The sequence below is a fragment of the Kitasatospora sp. NPDC059722 genome (assembly GCF_042733235.1).
Classification (GTDB): domain Bacteria; phylum Actinomycetota; class Actinomycetes; order Streptomycetales; family Streptomycetaceae; genus Kitasatospora.
In genome coordinates this window covers 10,268-26,889 of the sequence record NZ_JBHWGD010000027.1, presented here as the reverse complement: position 1 = coordinate 26,889, position 16,622 = coordinate 10,268, and the positions used below count along the sequence as shown (strand labels likewise).

17 protein-coding genes are annotated in these 16,622 nt (G+C 74.2%); 13 read left to right on the top strand and 4 right to left on the bottom strand.

What is annotated here, in order from left to right; genetic code table 11:
* The first annotated feature begins 349 nt into the window (after positions 1 to 349).
* The 4 genes from ACFV4F_RS19025 to ACFV4F_RS19010 all read left to right on the top strand — a co-directional run bounded on the left by ACFV4F_RS19025 (position 350) and on the right by ACFV4F_RS19010 (position 4,611).
* Positions 350 to 1,153, top strand: coding sequence for a sugar phosphate isomerase/epimerase (locus ACFV4F_RS19025; protein ID WP_329930204.1), 804 nt, complete (start codon positions 350 to 352; stop codon positions 1,151 to 1,153).
* 46 nt (positions 1,154 to 1,199) lie between these two features.
* Positions 1,200 to 1,970 carry a class I SAM-dependent methyltransferase gene (locus tag ACFV4F_RS19020; RefSeq protein WP_380442356.1) on the top strand — a complete coding sequence of 257 codons (771 nt, stop codon included), beginning with the start codon at positions 1,200 to 1,202 and terminating at the stop codon, positions 1,968 to 1,970.
* 166 nt (positions 1,971 to 2,136) lie between these two features.
* Positions 2,137 to 3,981 (top strand): dihydroxy-acid dehydratase, encoded by a 1,845-nt coding sequence (gene ilvD / locus ACFV4F_RS19015; protein WP_380442354.1) that lies wholly within the window; start codon positions 2,137 to 2,139, stop codon positions 3,979 to 3,981.
* A 102-nt stretch (positions 3,982 to 4,083) separates the two neighbouring features.
* Positions 4,084 to 4,611: a hypothetical protein gene (locus ACFV4F_RS19010; RefSeq protein WP_380503826.1), complete on the top strand. Its 528-nt coding sequence runs from the start codon at positions 4,084 to 4,086 to the stop codon at positions 4,609 to 4,611.
* Positions 4,612 to 4,614: 3 nt separating this feature from the next.
* Here ACFV4F_RS19010 and ACFV4F_RS19005 read toward each other — a convergent pair whose 3' ends face one another.
* Positions 4,615 to 5,988 carry a hypothetical protein gene (locus ACFV4F_RS19005; protein WP_380503823.1) on the bottom strand — a complete coding sequence of 458 codons (1,374 nt, stop codon included), beginning with the start codon at positions 5,986 to 5,988 and terminating at the stop codon, positions 4,615 to 4,617.
* A gap of 121 nt (positions 5,989 to 6,109) precedes the next feature.
* Positions 6,110 to 6,559 carry a hypothetical protein gene (locus tag ACFV4F_RS19000; protein ID WP_380446804.1) on the bottom strand — a complete coding sequence of 150 codons (450 nt, stop codon included), beginning with the start codon at positions 6,557 to 6,559 and terminating at the stop codon, positions 6,110 to 6,112.
* A 142-nt stretch (positions 6,560 to 6,701) separates the two neighbouring features.
* Between ACFV4F_RS19000 and proC the strand changes: the two genes are divergently transcribed.
* From proC to ACFV4F_RS18985, 3 genes are all read left to right on the top strand, one after another.
* Entirely contained in the window at positions 6,702 to 7,529 is an 828-nt protein-coding gene (proC, locus tag ACFV4F_RS18995; RefSeq protein ID WP_380503820.1) for a pyrroline-5-carboxylate reductase, read from the top strand.
* Positions 7,530 to 7,564: 35 nt separating this feature from the next.
* Positions 7,565 to 8,218: an HAD family hydrolase gene (locus ACFV4F_RS18990; protein ID WP_380503817.1), complete on the top strand. Its 654-nt coding sequence runs from the start codon at positions 7,565 to 7,567 to the stop codon at positions 8,216 to 8,218.
* Positions 8,219 to 8,312: 94 nt separating this feature from the next.
* Entirely contained in the window at positions 8,313 to 9,521 is a 1,209-nt protein-coding gene (locus ACFV4F_RS18985) for an MFS transporter (protein WP_380496645.1), read from the top strand.
* A 48-nt stretch (positions 9,522 to 9,569) separates the two neighbouring features.
* Here the strand turns inward: ACFV4F_RS18985 and ACFV4F_RS18980 are convergent, their stop codons facing one another.
* Positions 9,570 to 10,049, bottom strand: coding sequence for a MarR family transcriptional regulator (locus ACFV4F_RS18980; protein WP_380446795.1), 480 nt, complete (start codon positions 10,047 to 10,049; stop codon positions 9,570 to 9,572).
* A gap of 99 nt (positions 10,050 to 10,148) precedes the next feature.
* Between ACFV4F_RS18980 and ACFV4F_RS18975 the strand changes: the two genes are divergently transcribed.
* The 6 genes from ACFV4F_RS18975 (at position 10,149) to ACFV4F_RS18950 (ending at position 14,862) form a co-directional block, all read left to right on the top strand.
* Positions 10,149 to 10,517, top strand: coding sequence for an HGxxPAAW family protein (locus ACFV4F_RS18975; RefSeq protein WP_380503815.1), 369 nt, complete (start codon positions 10,149 to 10,151; stop codon positions 10,515 to 10,517).
* A gap of 106 nt (positions 10,518 to 10,623) precedes the next feature.
* Complete coding sequence (locus ACFV4F_RS18970) at positions 10,624 to 11,820, top strand: acetoin utilization protein AcuC (RefSeq protein WP_380503812.1); 1,197 nt, start codon at positions 10,624 to 10,626, stop codon at positions 11,818 to 11,820.
* Positions 11,821 to 12,047: 227 nt separating this feature from the next.
* Complete coding sequence (locus tag ACFV4F_RS18965; RefSeq protein WP_148644250.1) at positions 12,048 to 12,257, top strand: helix-turn-helix domain-containing protein; 210 nt, start codon at positions 12,048 to 12,050, stop codon at positions 12,255 to 12,257.
* Between the two features lie 192 nt (positions 12,258 to 12,449).
* Positions 12,450 to 12,548 carry a 30S ribosomal protein bS22 gene (locus ACFV4F_RS18960; protein WP_003948845.1) on the top strand — a complete coding sequence of 33 codons (99 nt, stop codon included), beginning with the start codon at positions 12,450 to 12,452 and terminating at the stop codon, positions 12,546 to 12,548.
* 150 nt (positions 12,549 to 12,698) lie between these two features.
* Complete coding sequence (locus ACFV4F_RS18955; protein WP_380503809.1) at positions 12,699 to 13,841, top strand: NAD-dependent epimerase/dehydratase family protein; 1,143 nt, start codon at positions 12,699 to 12,701, stop codon at positions 13,839 to 13,841.
* 7 nt (positions 13,842 to 13,848) lie between these two features.
* A complete protein-coding gene (locus ACFV4F_RS18950; protein ID WP_380503807.1) occupies positions 13,849 to 14,862 on the top strand; it encodes a lysophospholipid acyltransferase family protein in 1,014 nt (337 codons plus the stop codon).
* 131 nt (positions 14,863 to 14,993) lie between these two features.
* Here ACFV4F_RS18950 and ACFV4F_RS18945 read toward each other — a convergent pair whose 3' ends face one another.
* Positions 14,994 to 16,313: a DUF5667 domain-containing protein gene (locus tag ACFV4F_RS18945; RefSeq protein WP_380446783.1), complete on the bottom strand. Its 1,320-nt coding sequence runs from the start codon at positions 16,311 to 16,313 to the stop codon at positions 14,994 to 14,996.
* Positions 16,314 to 16,622: the final 309 nt, after the last annotated feature.

Here is a 16,622-nt window from a genome sequence, read left to right as displayed (position 1 = left end):
CGGGCAGCCGCGGCCGGACGGCCCGCGCCGCAAGCTGGGCAAGACCGTCAAGGGCGCCACCGCCGCCAAGGCCGCCAAGGCCGTGAAGGCGGCCCAGCGCACCGCGCAGGGCGCCAAGAAGGCCACGGCCAAGAAGGCGACGGCCAAGAAGGCCGTGGCGGGGGCCGGGAAGGCCGCCCCGAAGGCCACCGCGGCCCCGGCGCGCAAGGAGACCCGCACCGCCCGCGCCACCGGCGCCGCCAAGGCCGCCGTCCAGTCCGTGAAGTCGGTCAAGGCCGCCAAGCGCGAGGCCACCCGGGCGCCCCTCCTGCGCACCACCGACCGGCTCGTGCTGCCCCCGCACCCGGCCCTGCACATCCCGGACACCAAGGTCGCCCTCTCCACCGCCTCGGTGTACCCCGCGAGCACCGCCGTCGCCTTCGAACTCGCCGCCAAGCTCGGCTACGACGGCGTCGAGGTCATGGTCTGGAACGACCCGGTCAGCCAGGACATCGAGGCGCTGCGCCGCCTCTCCGACCACCACCGGCTGCCGATCCTCGCCGTGCACGCGCCCTGCCTGCTGATCACCCAGCGGGTCTGGACCACCGACCCGTGGACCAAGCTGGTCCGCGCCCGGGCGGCGGCCGAGAAGCTCGGCGCGAGCGCCGTCGTCGTCCACCCGCCGTTCCGCTGGCAGCGCCAGTACGCCCGGGAGTTCGTCGAGGGCATCAACCGCATGGCGGGTGAGACCGACGTCCGGTTCGCGGTCGAGAACATGTACCCGTGGCGCTACCGCGACCGCGAGATGCTCGCCTACGCCCCCGGCTGGGACGTCACCGAGGAGGCGTACCGGCACTACACCATCGACCTCTCGCACGTCTCCACCTCCCGGATCGACGCGTTCGAGATGGTCGAGCGGATGGGCGACCGGCTCGCCCACATCCACCTCGCCGACGGCAGCGGCTCCGGCAAGGACGAGCACCTCATCCCCGGCCGCGGCAACCAGCCCTGCGCCGAGCTGCTGGAACACCTCGCCCGCACCGGCTTCGACGGCCACGTCGTGCTGGAGGTCAACACGCGGCGCTCCGCGTCCCCCGCCGAACGCGAGGCCGACCTCGCCGAGGCGCTCGCCTTCACCCGCTTGCACCTGGCCACCCCCTCGCGCGTACGCTGAACCCACGTGCCCCACCGGGCACCAACTGCCGCACGTAGGGGGAGACATGACGGAGGCAAAGAACTTCCGGGAGCTCGCTCAGAGTTTCGGCGGGGTCGCCGCCGAGTACGACCGCGGCCGCCCGACCTACCCCGACGGACTCTTCGACGCCCTGGAACGGCTCTCCGGCCGCGCCCTCAAGGGCGCCCGCGTCCTGGACGTCGGCGCCGGCACCGGCATCGCCACCCGGCTGCTCGCCGCCCGCGGCGCCGACGTCGTCGGGGTCGAGCCCAACGGCGGCATGGCCGCCCAGTACCTCGCCTCCTCGCCCGGCCTGCCGCTGGTCCGGGCCTCCGGGGACGACCTGCCCTTCCACGACCGCTCCGCCGACCTGATCACCTACGCCCAGGCCTTCCACTGGACCCGCCCCGAGCTGGCCGTCCCCGAGGCGATCCGGGTGCTGCGCCCCGGCGGCGCGCTCGCCACCTGGTGGAACGTCCACGACGAGACCGTCCCGTGGGTCCGGGCCCGGGCCGAGCGGATGGCCGCCGCGCTGCCCGAGCGCTACCACGGCTACGGCGGGATCAGCGAGCACACCAGCCACTTCGCCCCGGCCGGCCTCGCGGTCGAGCGCACGGTGCTGCGCTGGGAGCGGCGGGTCACCGTCGACCACGTGATCACGGACCTCACCTCCCGCTCGTACCTGGCCTCGCTCGACCCGGCCGAGCGCGCTCCGGTCCTCGCCGCCGAGCGCGAGGCCACGCTCGCCGAGTTCCCCGGGGGCTGGGTGACCGAGCCGTTCACCCTGGAGTTGGTGGTCGCCGTCACGCCGTCCTGACCCCCCGTGCGGCCGTACGGTCCGTGCGCCCGTGCGCCCGCCGCCTGACCGCATCGCGGACGGACCGTCCGCGGCCCGGACGGCGGGCGTAGGCTCGGTAGCCACAGCGGTTCCCGCACCCTCCTGCCCGCGGGGCCGCGCGCGAGCCCCGAAGGAGTGGAGCACAGTGCCCGAGCTGAGGTCCCGTACGGTCACCCACGGTCGCAACATGGCAGGCGCCCGGGCGCTTCTCCGGGCCGCCGGCGTAGCCCGCGAGGACTTCGGCAAGCCGATCATCGCGGTCGCCAACTCCTTCACCGAGTTCGTCCCCGGCCACACCCACCTCCAGCCGGTGGGCCGGATCGTCTCCGAGGCGATCAAGCAGGCCGGCGGCATCCCGCGCGAGTTCAACACCATCGCCGTCGACGACGGCATCGCGATGGGCCATGGCGGCATGCTCTACTCGCTGCCCTCGCGCGACCTGATCGCCGACTCGGTCGAGTACATGGTCAACGCGCACTGCGCCGACGCCCTGATCTGCATCTCCAACTGCGACAAGATCACCCCGGGCATGCTGATGGCCGCGCTGCGGCTCGACATCCCGACCGTCTTCGTCTCCGGCGGCCCGATGGAGGCCGGCAAGGCCACCCTCGTCGACGGCACCGTGCGCAAGCTCGACCTCGTCGACGCGATTTCCCAGGCCGTCAACGAGAACGTCTCCGACGAGGACATCGCGATCATCGAGGAGAACGCCTGCCCGACCTGCGGCTCGTGCTCCGGCATGTTCACCGCCAACTCGATGAACTGCCTCACCGAGGCGATCGGCCTCTCGCTGCCCGGCAACGGCTCCGTCCTCGCCACCCACACCGCCCGCCGCGCCCTCTACGAGAACGCCGGCCGGACGGTCGTCGAGATCGCGAACCGCCACTACGGCCGGGACGACGCCTCCGTCCTGCCCCGCGCGATCGCCACCCGCGCCGCGTTCGAGAACGCCATGGCGCTCGACATCGCCATGGGCGGCTCGACCAACACCATCCTCCACCTGCTCGCCGCCGCCCAGGAGGCCGAGCTGGACTTCGGCCAGCGGGACATCGACGCGATCTCCCGCAAGGTGCCCTGCCTGTCCAAGGTCGCGCCCAACGGCTCGTACTACATGGAGGACGTCCACCGGGCCGGCGGCATCCCCGCCATCCTCGGCGAGCTGTACCGGGCCGGGCTGCTCAACGAGGACGTCCACACCGTGCACGCCGACTCGCTCGCCGAGTGGCTCAAGACCTGGGACGTGCGCGGCGGTTCGCCCTCCGCCGAGGCCGTCGAGCTGTGGCACGCCGCCCCCGGCTGCGTCCGCTCCGCCGAGGCCTTCTCGCAGTCCGAGCGCTGGGAGTCGCTGGACACCGACGCCGCCAAGGGCTGCATCCGCAGCGTCGAGCACGCCTACTCCGTCGAGGGCGGCCTCGCCGTGCTGTACGGCAACCTCGCCGAGGACGGCTGCATCGTGAAGACCGCCGGCGTCGACGAGTCGATCTGGACCTTCAGCGGCCCGGCCGTCGTCGTCGAGTCCCAGGAGGACGCCGTCGAGGCGATCCTCGCCAAGCGCGTCAAGGAGGGCGACGTCGTCGTCATCCGCTACGAGGGCCCCAAGGGCGGCCCCGGCATGCAGGAGATGCTCTACCCGACCTCCTTCCTCAAGGGCCGCGGCCTCGGCAAGGCCTGCGCGCTCGTCACCGACGGCCGCTTCTCCGGCGGCACCTCGGGCCTGTCCATCGGCCACGCCTCCCCGGAGGCCGCCTCCGGCGGCACCATCGCCCTCGTCGAGGACGGCGACACCATCGCCATCGACATCCCCGGCCGGACGATCTCCCTGGAGGTCCCGGACGAGGTGCTCGCCGAGCGCCGCCGGGCGCTGGAGGCCGGGGGCGGCTACCGCCCGAAGAGCCGCGAGCGCCAGGTCAGCCAGGCCCTGCGGGCCTACGCCGCGATGGCCACCTCCGCCGACAAGGGCGCCGTGCGCGACGTCACCAAGCTCGGCTGAGCCACTCGCACCACACGCGCGAGGAGGAGCCGCCCCGGACCACGGGACGGCTCCTCCTCGCGCGTCCGGGGCCGGGGGGACAACCGGGGGATAATCGGCGGCGTGAGCGAGCAGCCCCCCACCCCCGCCCCGAACCCCGCCGGCGCCCCGGACCCCGCCGCCCCGCAGCCGGAGCCGATCCGCTGGTTCGGCACCAGCTGGGTGCACCGCGACCACGGCTACTGGCCGCGCCGCGTCGCCGTGTCCGCCGGCTCGCTGGTCATCGCCGCGGCGGCCGCGTTCGTGCTGCGACTCGCCGTCGAGGGCGTCGCGCTCTCCGCCCAGGGCGGGTTCCTCAACACCTTGCTGGTGCTGGCCGTCGCGCTCTGCTCGCTGCTGGCCGCGCTGCGCACCTGGAAGGTGCTCGCCGAGGGCAAGGACCGGCTCACCGGCTGGATGACCGAGGACCGCTCGCTCGGCGCGGTCTGGATGATCGGCGGGGTCGGCTCCCTGCTGGCCTACTTCGTCCGCAGCCTCACCGAGGCCCCGGGCGAGGGCGTCCGGCGGGCGCGGTACGAGCGGGCCGTCGAGCAGTACGAGAAGCGCCGGACCGGCCGCAGCGGCCGGTCCGGCGGGAAGCGCAAGCGCTGACGGTCAGTTGCGGCTGACCGTGCCGCACTGGTCGCTCGGGACGAGGTCCTTGCTGCGGTCGTACGGGTCGGTCGCGGGGCCGGTCGGCCGGGAGCCCGGGGTGTCCTGCTGAACCGGGTCGAACTGGGCGAACTGCGGGTGGTAGAAGCCGTCGTAGACGTCGCAGGCCGAGTTGGCCGAGTCCGAGCCGCCGCCCTCGCCGAACGCGATCTTCTTCGGGTTGACCTGGTAGCGGGCCGGGTCGTAGAAGCGGAAGTTCTCGACCCGCCGCACGACCGTCCGGGTGGTCCAGGTGTCCCCGGCCACGTCGGCCGCGGGCAGCACCAGGCCCACCGGCCTGGCCGCCGGGTCCTGGGTCCCGGGCGCGGCCGGCTTCGTCGGCTTCGGGCCGCCGCTCGCCGACGGCGCGGGCGACGCGGCCCGCTTGGCGGCGTCCGGGCCCGGACGCACCGCGTACACGTAGCTGAAGTCGGCGTGCACCAGGACGCCCTTGTCGCCGTCGCCCTCGAAGCCGATCCGGCCCTGGACCTTGACCACGCCGCCGACCTGGACGGCCTCGCGCGGGTCGAAGCGGCTGAACCAGTTGGTGGGGTCGTTCTCCTTGGACGGGGTCGCCAGGGCGGCGGCCGCCTGGTCGCGCTCGGCCCGGTCCAGCAGCGCCAGTGCGGCCTCCGGGCGGCCGCCCGCGATGACCTGCGGGTCCAGGTTGGCGGCGGTCAGGTAGTCCTTGACCAGCTGGAGCTGGGCGGCGACCTGGTCGGCGGAGAAGACGCCGGTGGCCTTGGCGTCGGGGAGCACGAAGGCGTCCGCGCCGTTCGGCCAGCCCTCGGCGGGGGAGCCGGCCCAGGGGTGGTCGACCGTCGGCTGGTCGGCGTCGACCTTCGGCGGCGCCGTCGTCGGCTTGGCCGTCTCCGGGGCGACGGTGGGCACCGGGGTGTGGGACGCCGAGGAGCCGGCGGAACCGCCCTGGTACCAGTTCCGCAGCCCCTCGATGTTGAGCGCCGCCACCAGCACCGCGATGGTCAGGACGGCGAAGAGCGGCGTGCGCCACTCCAGGCCCCGGCGCTTGGGCGGGCGCGGGTTGCCCCAGGGGTCGACGGCCTGGAGCTTCGGCTTGCGGCCGAACCGGCGCTTCGGCGCCGCCGGGCCGTCGTCGACCGACCGGCGGCCGCCCGGGTCGACCGGCGGGGTGTGCTTCCACTGGGCGGCAAGCATCCGGGTGCGGCCGGACTGTTCCGTGACGGCGGCACCCTTGACGAACTCGTCGTCGAGGACGAGGTCCGCGAACGGGTCCTTCCCGCCCGCTCCGGACGGGTCGGACCCGCCCGGCTCACCGCCCTCCGAGGGGCGCGGTTCTGGATCTTCGGCGATCGGCATCGCGCCAGTATGCCGACGGGGTGTGACGACCGGTCGATCGGGGGCACACCTTGTGCTGAACTCGTGCACGGAGTGCCGAGGTTTGCCCCGTTTGCCCAGGTCGGAGCAGTGCGGGGGAGCCTCAGCCCTTGCTGCGGGCCTGCTTCACCGACCCCACCACACCGGCGATCGCCAGCAGGATCCCGGCCGGGATGAGCGACTCGAAGAACGCGGCGAACACGCCCGCGTCGCCGAGGAACAGCTGCGCCAGCGTGTTCAGGAGCAGCAGTCCGCCGGCCGCCGGGAGCGCCGCCTGCCACGGGTGCGCGTCGGCCCACCGCCGCAGCCGCCGGTCGCCGGTGTCGCGCCGCAACTGGCCGCCCAGCGTGCCGACGAGGAAGAAGAAGAACAGACCCCAGCCGGCCGGTCCGGCCAGGATGCTCAGCGACCAGTGCCCGGTGATCGCGTCGATCCCCAGGGCCGTCGCCCCCACCACCGCACCGACCCCCGCGGCCGTCCGCCACGGACCCATCGTCGCCGAGGCGACGGCGAGTTGCCGGTTCTCACGTCGGGACATCTCGTCGTGTGCCATACCCCCACGGTGCTCCTGCGGACGCCCCGGGGCCATAGGGGAAACCCCCGAGTTTCTCCGTAAGGGACCACAGGCCGGACGGTCCCGCCGGGGGCTGCCGCGCGGTGCGAGGATGGCAGCAGTACCGAGGTTAGGAGCGGCCATGGGCGGCAGCGCAGCGCACGGACAGAAGATCGCCTTCCTGGGCACCGGCAAGATCGGGGAGGCCCTGCTCTCCGGTCTGCTGCGGGCCGGCAAGGACCCGGCGGACGTCCTGGTGACCGCCCGCCGCCCCGAGCGCGCCGCCGAACTGGCCGACCGCCACGGCGTCGTGGCCGTCTCCAACGCCGAGGCCGCCAAGCTCGCCGACACCCTGATCCTCGCCGTCAAGCCGCAGGACATGGGCACCCTGCTGGAGGAGCTCGCGCCGCACGTCAGCCCGGACCGGCTGGTCATCTCGGCCGCGGCCGGCGTGCCCACCGCGTGGTTCGAGGAGCGGCTGGCGGTCGGCACCCCGGTGGTCCGGGTGATGCCCAACACGCCCGTCCTGGTGGACGAGGGGATGAGCGTCATCTCGGGCGGCTCGCACGCCACCGAGGAGCACCTGGTGCGCGCCGAGGAGATCTTCAGCTCGGTCGGCAAGGCGCTGCGCCTGCCCGAGAGCCAGCAGGACGCGGCCACCGCGCTCTCCGGCTCCGGCCCGGCCTACTTCTACTTCCTCGTCGAGGCGATGACGGACGCCGGCATCCTGCTCGGCCTGCCCCGGCAGGTGGCGCACGACCTGATCGTCCAGTCCGCGATCGGCGCCTCGGTGATGCTGCGCGATTCCGGCGAGCACCCGGTGAAGCTGCGCGAGGCCGTCACGTCCCCGGCCGGCACCACCATCGCGGCCATCCGCGAGCTGGAGAACCACGGGGTGCGGGCCGCGCTGCTGGGCGCCCTGGAGGCGGCCCGGGACCGCTCGCGCGAGCTGGCCTCCGGGGGGAAGTAACCGCCTCGAACGTCCGTCCGGTTAGGCTCGGCGGCATGGCCTACGACCTGGTGATCTTCGACAACGACGGTGTCCTGGTGGACAGCGAACCGCTCTCCAACCGGGTGCTGGCCGAGTACCTGACCGAACTCGGCCACCCGACGACGATCGAGGACAGCTACCGGGACTTCATGGGCTGTGCCGCCCACCGCATCCACGACGTGATCGCCGAGCGGTACGACGGCGCGACGCTGCCCGAGGGCTTCGACGAGCTCTTCCACGGCCGGGTCTTCGACGCGTTCGGCGCCGAACTCACCGCCGTCCGGGGCGCGGAGGCGCTGCTGAAGGAGCTCCAGCGGCGTGCCGTCCGGTACTGCCTGGCCTCCTCCGCCCACCACGCGTGGATCCGCACCGCGCTCGACGTCACCGGCCTGCGCGGGCACTTCGCCGAGGAGCGGATCTTCAGCGCGCAGGACGTCGGCGTCGGCAAGCCCGCGCCCGACCTGTTCCTGCACGCCGCCCGCACCCTCGGCGTCGACCCCTCGCGCTGCCTGGTGCTGGAGGACAGCCCCAATGGCGTGCTGGCCGCCCGCGCCGCCGGCATGGACGTCTACGGCTACACCGCGCTCACCGATCCGGCCAAGCTGACGGCCGCCGGGGCCACCGGGCTGATCGCCGACCTCGCCGAGGTGCCCGCGCTGCTGGGCTGAGCGCGGAAAGCGCTGCGCACCCTCTCCCCAAAGTCCTCCCGGGCACCTACGCTCTCGCCAACATCGTCGTACCGGCCGGTAGCGAGGTTCCCGCATGAGTCCTGCGTTCCCGTCGAGTGCCGGGGTCCCGTCCCGCCTGCGGGCCGGCCGCGCCGCCCTGGCCCTGAGCTTCCTGCTCCAGGGCACGACGTTCGCGCTGCTGGTCACCTGCATCCCGGAGATCCAGCACCGGTACGGGCTGAGCGACGGGCTGCTGCCGGTGTTCCTGGCCGCCGTGCCGATCCTCGCGGGCGTCGGCTCGATCACCTCCGAACAGCTGGTGAAGCGCACCGGCGCGCGGGCCGTCCTGCGGGTCGTCCAGCCGGGCGTCTGCCTCAGCCTCGCGGGCGTCGGGCTCGGCGACGAGCTGTGGCAACTCGCCATCGCGCTGGGGGCGTTCGGGCTGCTGGTGGGGGCGCTGGACGCCAGTATGAACATGCTCGGGGTGGGGCTCCAGCACCGCTACGGCCGCTCGATCATGATCGGCTTCCACGCCGCGTTCAGCCTCGGCGGCATCCTCGGTGCGGCCGTCGCCGGCCTCGGCTCGCACTACGACCTCGGGCTGCCGCTGCTGTTCGGCACCGCGGCCGCGGTGATCGCCCCGCTCGCCGTCCTGGTCGGCACCCGCTTCGCCGGGCCCGCCGAACTCGGCGACGCCGTCCGGGAGGCAGCGGAGGCCGCCGCCCGCTCGATCCCGTGGCGGCCGCTGCTGCCGCTGTGCCTGGCGATGGCCTTCGCGTACATCGCGGACGCCTCGGTCTCCAACTACAGCGTCAAGTACCTGACCGACGGGCTGGGCAGCCCCGAGGACGTCGCCAAGCTGTCCTACCTCGGCTACATGGTGGCGATGCTGCTCGGCCGCGCCCTCGGCGACCGCGCGGTGCAGCGCTGGGGCGCCGTCCCGGTGGTCCGCGGCGGCGCGGCGCTGGCGGCCCTCGGCTTCGCGGCCGCCGCCGCGGCGCCCGCGGCGTGGGCGGGCATCGCCGGGTTCACGCTGCTCGGCTTCGGCATCTGCGCGATCATCCCGCAGGTGTTCGCGGCCGGCGGGCGGCTGTTCCCGGCCGACTCGGACGCCGCGGTGGCCCGGCTCAACCTCTTCAACTACGTGGGTTTCCTGATCGGCTCGCCGCTGGTCGGCGCGATCGCGGACGGCAGCTCGTACCGCTGGGCGCTGCTCGCCCCGATGGTGCTGGTGCTCGCCGTCCTCCCGCTGGCCGACCGCTTCGCCCCGGCGCCCGCCGCCCTGGCGCCCGCCGAGGCGTAGGGCCTGTCTTCAGGCCCCGGGCCCCCGCCCCGCGTCTCACTCGGCGTCTCACTCGGCGCGGATCTCGTCCAGGGACTCCCGCAGGATCGCGCGGGCGCGGGTGAACCAGTCGGTCAGGACGGCGACCTCGTCCGGCGTGTAGTCGGCGAACAGGGCGCCGACGCGCTCGTAGAACGGCCCGTAGACCTGGAGGATGCGCGCCTGCGCGTCGTCGGCCATCACCACCCGCACCCGGCGGCGGTCGGCCGGGTCGGCCTCCCGGTGCGCGTACCCGGCCTTCTCCAGCCGGTTGAGCACGCCGGTGACGGCGCCGGTGGTCAGCTGGGCGCGCTCGGCCAGGTCGCCGGCGGCGAGCGCCTCACCGGCCAGGGCGGCCTCGATGACGAAGCCGAGGCAGGTCAGGTCGGTCACGTTGAGCCCGAGCCGCGCGGCGATGTCCTGCTGCCCGAACTGCGCGAGCGCGATCATCCGGTCCATCGCGTAGAGCGCCTGCTCGGGCGACGCCTGGGGGCGCGGCTTGCCCTTCACCCGGGATCTCCTTAGCATCTAAGTAACTTATCTCGTGAGATAAAACGTCTGTCGGGGTCGAGCCCCGGCGAACCCGTCCATCACACCAAAAGAGGAGACATGGGCGCACACGGCGAACACGACATGGGACACACCGTCGCGGGCTGGACCGGCTCCGTCGTCGTGATCCTCGGCTCCGCGGTCGCGGGCGTGGCCCTCGTGGCCGGCTCGGTCCCCGGCCTCTGGGCCGGCGGCCTGGTCGTCGCCCTCGGGGCGGTGGCCGCCTGGCTGCTCCACGTCGCCGGCCGGGGCAAGCCCACCGGCCCGCGTCCGCCCGGGCAGCGGCACTGGCGCACCCCCGACCCGGCCGGCCGGCAGGGCCACCCCGACTGCCTCGGCTGCCGCCTCGCCGGCCGCCGCCCCGCCCGCGCGACGCTCCCCGCACGCACCGCCGCCACCGCCGCGGCCCCGGCCGGCGACCGCTCCTGACCTTCCGCTTCAAGCCGCCTTTCCCGTACGGGTTTGAACCCCGGCCCCCGGGACTCGCCCCGGCCCGGCGGCCGCCCGCGGACCACCACCCACTACGGTGGAGGCCATGCCCGAAGCCGAGCGTGACCTCCCCTGCGGCCTGCACCTCTTCTGGGACGAGGCCGTCACCGCCTACGACTTCGGCCCCGGCCACCCGATGGACCCGACCCGGCTGGCCCTCACCATGCGCCTCGTCGAGGCCCTCGGACTGGCCACCGCGCCCGGCGTGACCGTCAAGGCGGCGCCCCCGGCCGGGGATTCGACGCTCCAGCTGGTGCACACCCGCGAGTACGTCGAGGCCGTCAAGCACGCCGCCGCCAACCCCGACCGGCACGACGTCCGGCACGGGCTCGGCACCGACGACAACTGGGCCTTCCCGGCGATCCATTCGGCCTCCGCCCTGATCGCGGGCCAGTCCGTCGCCGCCGCCGAGGCGGTCTGGCGCGGCGACGCCCCGCACGCGGTCAACTTCGCCGGCGGACTGCACCACGCCATGCCCGCCAAGGCCTCCGGCTTCTGCATCTACAACGACCCGGCGCTCGCCATCGCCCGCCTGCTCGAACTCGGCGCCGAGCGCGTCGCGTACGTCGACGTCGACGTCCACCACGGCGACGGCGTCCAGCAGGCCTTCTGGAACGACCCCCGGGTGCTCACGATCTCGCTCCACGAACACCCCGCCACGCTCTTCCCGCAGACCGGCTTCCCGACCGAGACCGGCGGCCCCGACGCCCCCGGCGGCGCCGCCAACCTGCCGCTCCCGGCCGGCACCGGCGACGCCGGCTGGCTGCGCGCCTTCCACGCCCTGGTGCCCGAACTCCTCGCCGCCTTCCGCCCGGACGTCCTGGTCACCCAGCACGGCGCGGACACCCACCTGGAGGACCCGCTCGCCCACCTCGCCGTCACCGTCGACGCCCAGCGGCTGATCGCCGAGGACCTGCACGACCTCGCCCACCGCTACGCCGGCGGCCGCTGGGTCGCCACCGGCGGGGGCGGCTACGCCGTCGTGGACGTCGTCCCGCGGACCTGGACCCACCTCGTCGCCACCGCCGCCGGCCACCCCGTCGACCCGGCCACCGAGACCCCCGAACCGTGGCGCGCCGAGGTCTACCGCCGCACCCGCCGCCCCGCCCCGCTGCGCATGACCGACGGCGCCCGCCCGGTGTGGCGCGACTTCGACGCGGGATACGATCCGGCCGACCGCCTGGACCAGGCGATCCTCGCCAGCCGTCGCGCCGTCTTCCCCCACCACGGCCTGCTGGCCTGAAACCGGCGCCCCGGACGCCCCGCGCGGTGGCGGTGCGCACGCCCACTGCTACGAACCGCCGAGTGACTACGTACTGCAACAGGACTATCTCTCACCGTACGAGGACTGCGCTTCTCCCTCTTCCCACTGGTACCACCCATAACTACTCTGGGGATACACGTGTGCCGGTGGAGTCACCGGAGGGGAAGCCGGTGCCTTGCACACGGGTTAAGGGTCGGGTGATGGTCATGAGTTCCGGCGAACGCCCCCTGCAGGAAGTCGTCTTCCTGACCGTGGCGGAGGTTGCCGCGGTCATGCGGGTGTCCAAGATGACGGTGTACCGCCTGGTGCACAGCGGAGAGCTGCCGGCCATCCGGGTCGGACGGTCCTTCCGGGTGCCCCAGCAGGCGGTGCACGAGTACCTCAAGGAGTCCTACGTGCGGCTCGAAAGCGCGTAGGACGGGGCGCGCGGGTGCGGGGCTCACCACGGTGGGCTCCGCACCCGTTTGCCACGGATTTCCCGCGTGTTCCCCGGCGGACGGGGGCGCGATTTACAGCCCCGGGCAACCGGACGGTAGGCTAGGCCCTCACGTCAGTCGTATGGACTCCGTCTCTCACGGACGAGAGTCTCAGTGAGCGAGGGTTGTTCCGTGGGCTCTGTCATCAAGAAGCGTCGCAAGCGTATGGCCAAGAAGAAGCACCGCAAGCTTCTGAAGCGCACGCGCGTTCAGCGTCGCAACAAGAAGTAAGCGCCCCCGGACGCGCCCTGCGCGCCGCGCGCTACCACCGCCCGCCCGGGCCCCTCGTGGGCTGGGCGGGCGGTGTCGTTTCACGGCCCGTCGCGGCGGCGCGGTACGGTGCACGCAGGCCGCTCGGGTCGAGGATTGGGGTGGAGCACTGTGGGCGTCGTCGTGCTCGTCACGGGTGTGGCCCGGCAGCTCGGGGCCCGCTTCGTCGCCGAGGTCCGCCGCCGGCCCGACGTCGACCTGGTGGTCGGCGTCGACGTGCAGCCGCCCGGTCGCCCGGTCGAGGACCCGGACGGTCCGGCCGCGCCCTACCGCTTCCACCAGCTCGACCTGCGCCGGCCGGCGGTCGCCCGGGTGATCGCCGAGCACGGGGTCGACACCGTCGTGCACCTCAGCGTCTCCGCCACCGGGCTGGGCTCCACCAACCGCTCCGCGGTGAAGGAGTCCAACGTGATCGGCACCATGCAGCTGCTGGGCGCCTGCCAGAAGGCGCCGGGCGTGCGGCGGCTGGTGGTGAAGTCGACCACCGGCGTCTACGGCTCGGCCCCGCGCGACCCGGCCGTGTTCACCGAACGGATCCAGCCGAAGAACCCGCCCGGCGGGGGCTTCGCCAAGGACGCCGCCGAGGTCGAGGGCTACGTCCGCGGCTTCGCCCGCCGCCGGCCCGACGTCGCGGTGACGGTGCTGCGCTTCGCCAACATCGTCGGCCCCGCCGCCGACACCCCGCTGAGCGAGTACTTCGCGCTGCCGGTGCTGCCGACCGTCCTCGGCTACGACCCCCGGCTCCAGTTCGTGCACGAGGACGACGCCGTCGCCGTGCTCTGCCGGGCCGCCGGCGAGCCCGCGCCGGGCACCGTCAACACCGGCACCTTCAACGTGGCGGGGGACGGCGTCCTGCTGCTCTCCCAGTGCGCCCGCCGGCTCGGCCGGCCCACCCTCCCGCTGCTGCTGCCCGCGGTCAGCTGGATGGCCGGCCTGGCCCGGCAGACCCGCCTGGTGGACGTCTCGGCCGAGCAGCTGCGGCTGCTCACCCACGGGCGCGTCGTGGACACCACCCGGCTGCGGGAGACCTTCGGCTACCGCCCGGCCTTCACCACCCCGGAGGCCTTCGCCGACTTCGCCGCCGCCCGGGGCCCCGGCCTCCTGCCGCCCGAACGGCTCGCCGCCGTCACCGACCGGCTGACCGGGCTGCTCGGCCCCGAAGCGGGCCCCGCCGACCGCGACCGCTCCGCCCGCGGCCGCGCAGATCGCGACCGCGCAGATCGCACCGACCGCCCCACCCGACCGAGGAGCTGAACCCGCCATGAGTGCCGCAGCAGAGAACGCGCCGGGCGAGGCCAAGGTCATCCCGATCGAGTCCGCCCCCAGCTGGACCTCCCCGGACCCCGACCACCCGGCCCTCGCCGACCGGCTCGCCGGGGCCGTCGGCGGCGCGCTGTCCGGGCAGCTCGGCCCGGCCGCGACCCGGCTGTTCGGCAAGGGCTGGGAGGGCCGGGCCGCCGAGCGGCTGGCCTTCCTGCGCCGCCGCCTCACCGGCGACTACGAGGTGGACGAGTTCGGCTTCGACCAGGAGCTCACCGAGGAGGTCCTGCTCGGGCTGCTGCGCCCGCTGGCCGAGAAGTACTTCCGGATCGAGGTGCGCGGCGTCGAGCACATCCCGGCCGAGGGCGGCGCGCTGATCGTCGCCAACCACTCCGGGACGATCCCGCTGGACGCCCTGATGACCCAGGTCGCCATCCACGACCACCACCCGAACCACCGCCACCTGCGGATGCTCGCCGCGGACCTCGTGTTCGTGCTGCCGGGCGTCAACGAGCTGGCCCGCAAGGCCGGCCACACGCTCGCCTGCAACGAGGACGCCCAGGCGCTGCTGGAGCGCGGCGAGGTCGTCGGGGTGTGGCCGGAGGGCTTCAAGGGCATCGGCAAGCCGTTCGCCGAGCGGTACAAGCTCCAGCGCTTCGGGCGCGGCGGGTTCGTCTCCTCGGCGCTGCGGGCGGGGGTGCCGATCGTGCCGTGCTCGATTGTCGGGGCGGAGGAGACGTACCCGATGATCGGCAACCTGAAGACGCTGGCCCGGCTGCTGGGCCTGCCGTACGTGCCGATCACGCCGACGTTCCCGTGGCTGGGCCCGCTCGGCGCGGTGCCGCTGCCGACGAAGTGGACGATCCAGTTCGGCGAGCCGATCGCCACCGACGGGTACCCGGCCGAGGCGGCGGACGATCCGATGCTGGTCTTCGACCTGGCGGACGAGGTGCGGGAGACCATCCAGCACACGCTCTACAAGCTGCTGGTGCAGCGGCGCTCGGTGTTCTTCTAGCCCGGTTCCCCTGGTGCTGTGGCCCCTTGCGGCGCTGTGGCTCTGTGGCTCTTCCGACGCCAGGACGACGGCCGAGGGCCCGGCGGGTTCGCCCCGCCGGGCCCTCGGCCGTCGTGTGCCGGCCCGGTGCGTCAGCCGCCGAGGATCCGCAGCCCGGGCAGCAGCCCCGGGATGAGCGGGGGCACGTCGACGCCCTGCTGCTGGCCGCCGGTGGCGGCGCTGGGCGTGGCGGTCGGCTGCTGCTGCGACTGGCCGCCGGGCGCCGCGTCGGTGCTGGGCGAGGGCTGCTGCTTGGCGCCGGTGAGCCCGTTGGTGAGGTTGCCCACCAGCCCGTTGACGGCGTCGGGAGCGCTGCTGGGCAGGCTCCCGGTCAGGCCGTTGCCCTTGGCGCCGGTGCCGCCGGGCAGGAGCGTCCCGGCGCCGACCGAGGGGTGCTCGGTGCCGCCGGGCCGGTTGCCGCCGGCCGTGCCGGTGCTGCCGCCCTGGGCGGGTGCGCCCGGTGCGGTGCCGGTGGCGCCCGACGGCGCCGGGCCGGTGCCACCGGGGTTCGGGCCGGCGGTGTCGCCGCCCGCTCCCGCGTCGGCCGGTGCACCGCCGGGGGCGGTGGGCTGGGCCAGGCGCAGGGGCGCGACGTCCTCGCTTATGTCGTCGAAGAGCTGGTTCACCAGGTGGGCCTGCGGCGTGAGTTGGGAGGGCAGTCGCCCCTCCAGCTCGGTCCAGCGACCGTCCTCGTCGTGGGCGAAGCCGGCCAGTGTCCGCATCGGGTCGAGCGAGCCGTTGCTCCGGTAGACCGAGCGCAGCAGGTCGCGGCCCTTGATGGCGTCGGCGTGCATGTCGTCCAGTGCGCGGCGGACCTGGTCGACGGTGCCCGGGCTGAGTGCGCCCGCCCCGTCGGTGCGGCCCACCAGGCTCTTGGCCTCCTTGAGCCGGGTCGCGGCGTTGTCGAGGAGCAGTTCGCCGCGCTCGGAGTCGGAGCCCGCCAGGTCGAGCCGGAGTCCTTCGAGGCCGCGCTTCATGCCGTACAGCGTGTCCCCCGGGAGGGCACTGGTGCTGGCGGCGGCGGCGCCCGCGAGGCTGCCGACGGCGAGGCCGGCGACGAGGCCGCCGATCGCGAAGCGGCGGCTCCAGCGGCCGCGCGGGGCCGTTCGGACCGCGCGGTGCCGGCGCTGGCGGGGCACCGCGGCGCCCGGTCCGCCGGCGAAGGCCTGCTCGAACGCGGCCATCAGCTGGGCGCGTTGGACGGTCCGTACCTCCGGGTCGAGTGCCGGGCCGGGCAGTGTGCCCAACGCGCCCGCCAGGCCGACCAGTTCGGCCATCGCGGCGGAACTCTGGCCAGTGGTAGCGGTGTTGGCCGATTCGGCGTCGGCCGTGCCGCCTTGCTCTGCCTGGTGGGCCTCCAGCGCCTCGGCGAAGGCCTTCGCCCGTCGGTGCTCCAGCACGTTTGCCGTCACGGGCCACACCTCCCTTCGTCGTTGTCGACACCCCGGCCTGCCGGACGGTTGCCCCGGCGGGCCAAAGCCACTCCATCGGGTGACGGGTCGCAATTCGGCTTGACCGTACGCGTGGTGGCGGCTTGCACATTGGCCAACGAGCGGTGCGGGTGGTCGGTTACGCACGACTGATCATCGGACCGACCGTTCACCCGGACGTGGGGGGGGGGCGGGGGCGGGGGGGGGGGGCGGGGCGCGGGGGGGGGGCGGGGGTGGGCGGGCGGGCGGCCCCCGCGGCCCCCCGCCCCCCCCCGGCGGGGCGGCGAGGCG

Coding starts and splice junctions, on each gene's coding strand:
- ACFV4F_RS19020 (WP_380442356.1), top strand. CDS start 1,200: ATGACGGAGGCAAAGAACTTCCGGGAGCTCGCTCAGAGTTTCGGCGGG.
- ACFV4F_RS19005 (WP_380503823.1), bottom strand. CDS start 5,988: ATGCCGATCGCCGAAGATCCAGAACCGCGCCCCTCGGAGGGCGGTGAG.
- ACFV4F_RS19000 (WP_380446804.1), bottom strand. CDS start 6,559: ATGGCACACGACGAGATGTCCCGACGTGAGAACCGGCAACTCGCCGTC.
- proC (WP_380503820.1), top strand. CDS start 6,702: ATGGGCGGCAGCGCAGCGCACGGACAGAAGATCGCCTTCCTGGGCACC.
- ACFV4F_RS18990 (WP_380503817.1), top strand. CDS start 7,565: ATGGCCTACGACCTGGTGATCTTCGACAACGACGGTGTCCTGGTGGAC.
- ACFV4F_RS18985 (WP_380496645.1), top strand. CDS start 8,313: ATGAGTCCTGCGTTCCCGTCGAGTGCCGGGGTCCCGTCCCGCCTGCGG.
- ACFV4F_RS18975 (WP_380503815.1), top strand. CDS start 10,149: ATGGGCGCACACGGCGAACACGACATGGGACACACCGTCGCGGGCTGG.
- ACFV4F_RS18970 (WP_380503812.1), top strand. CDS start 10,624: ATGCCCGAAGCCGAGCGTGACCTCCCCTGCGGCCTGCACCTCTTCTGG.
- ACFV4F_RS18965 (WP_148644250.1), top strand. CDS start 12,048: ATGAGTTCCGGCGAACGCCCCCTGCAGGAAGTCGTCTTCCTGACCGTG.
- ACFV4F_RS18950 (WP_380503807.1), top strand. CDS start 13,849: ATGAGTGCCGCAGCAGAGAACGCGCCGGGCGAGGCCAAGGTCATCCCG.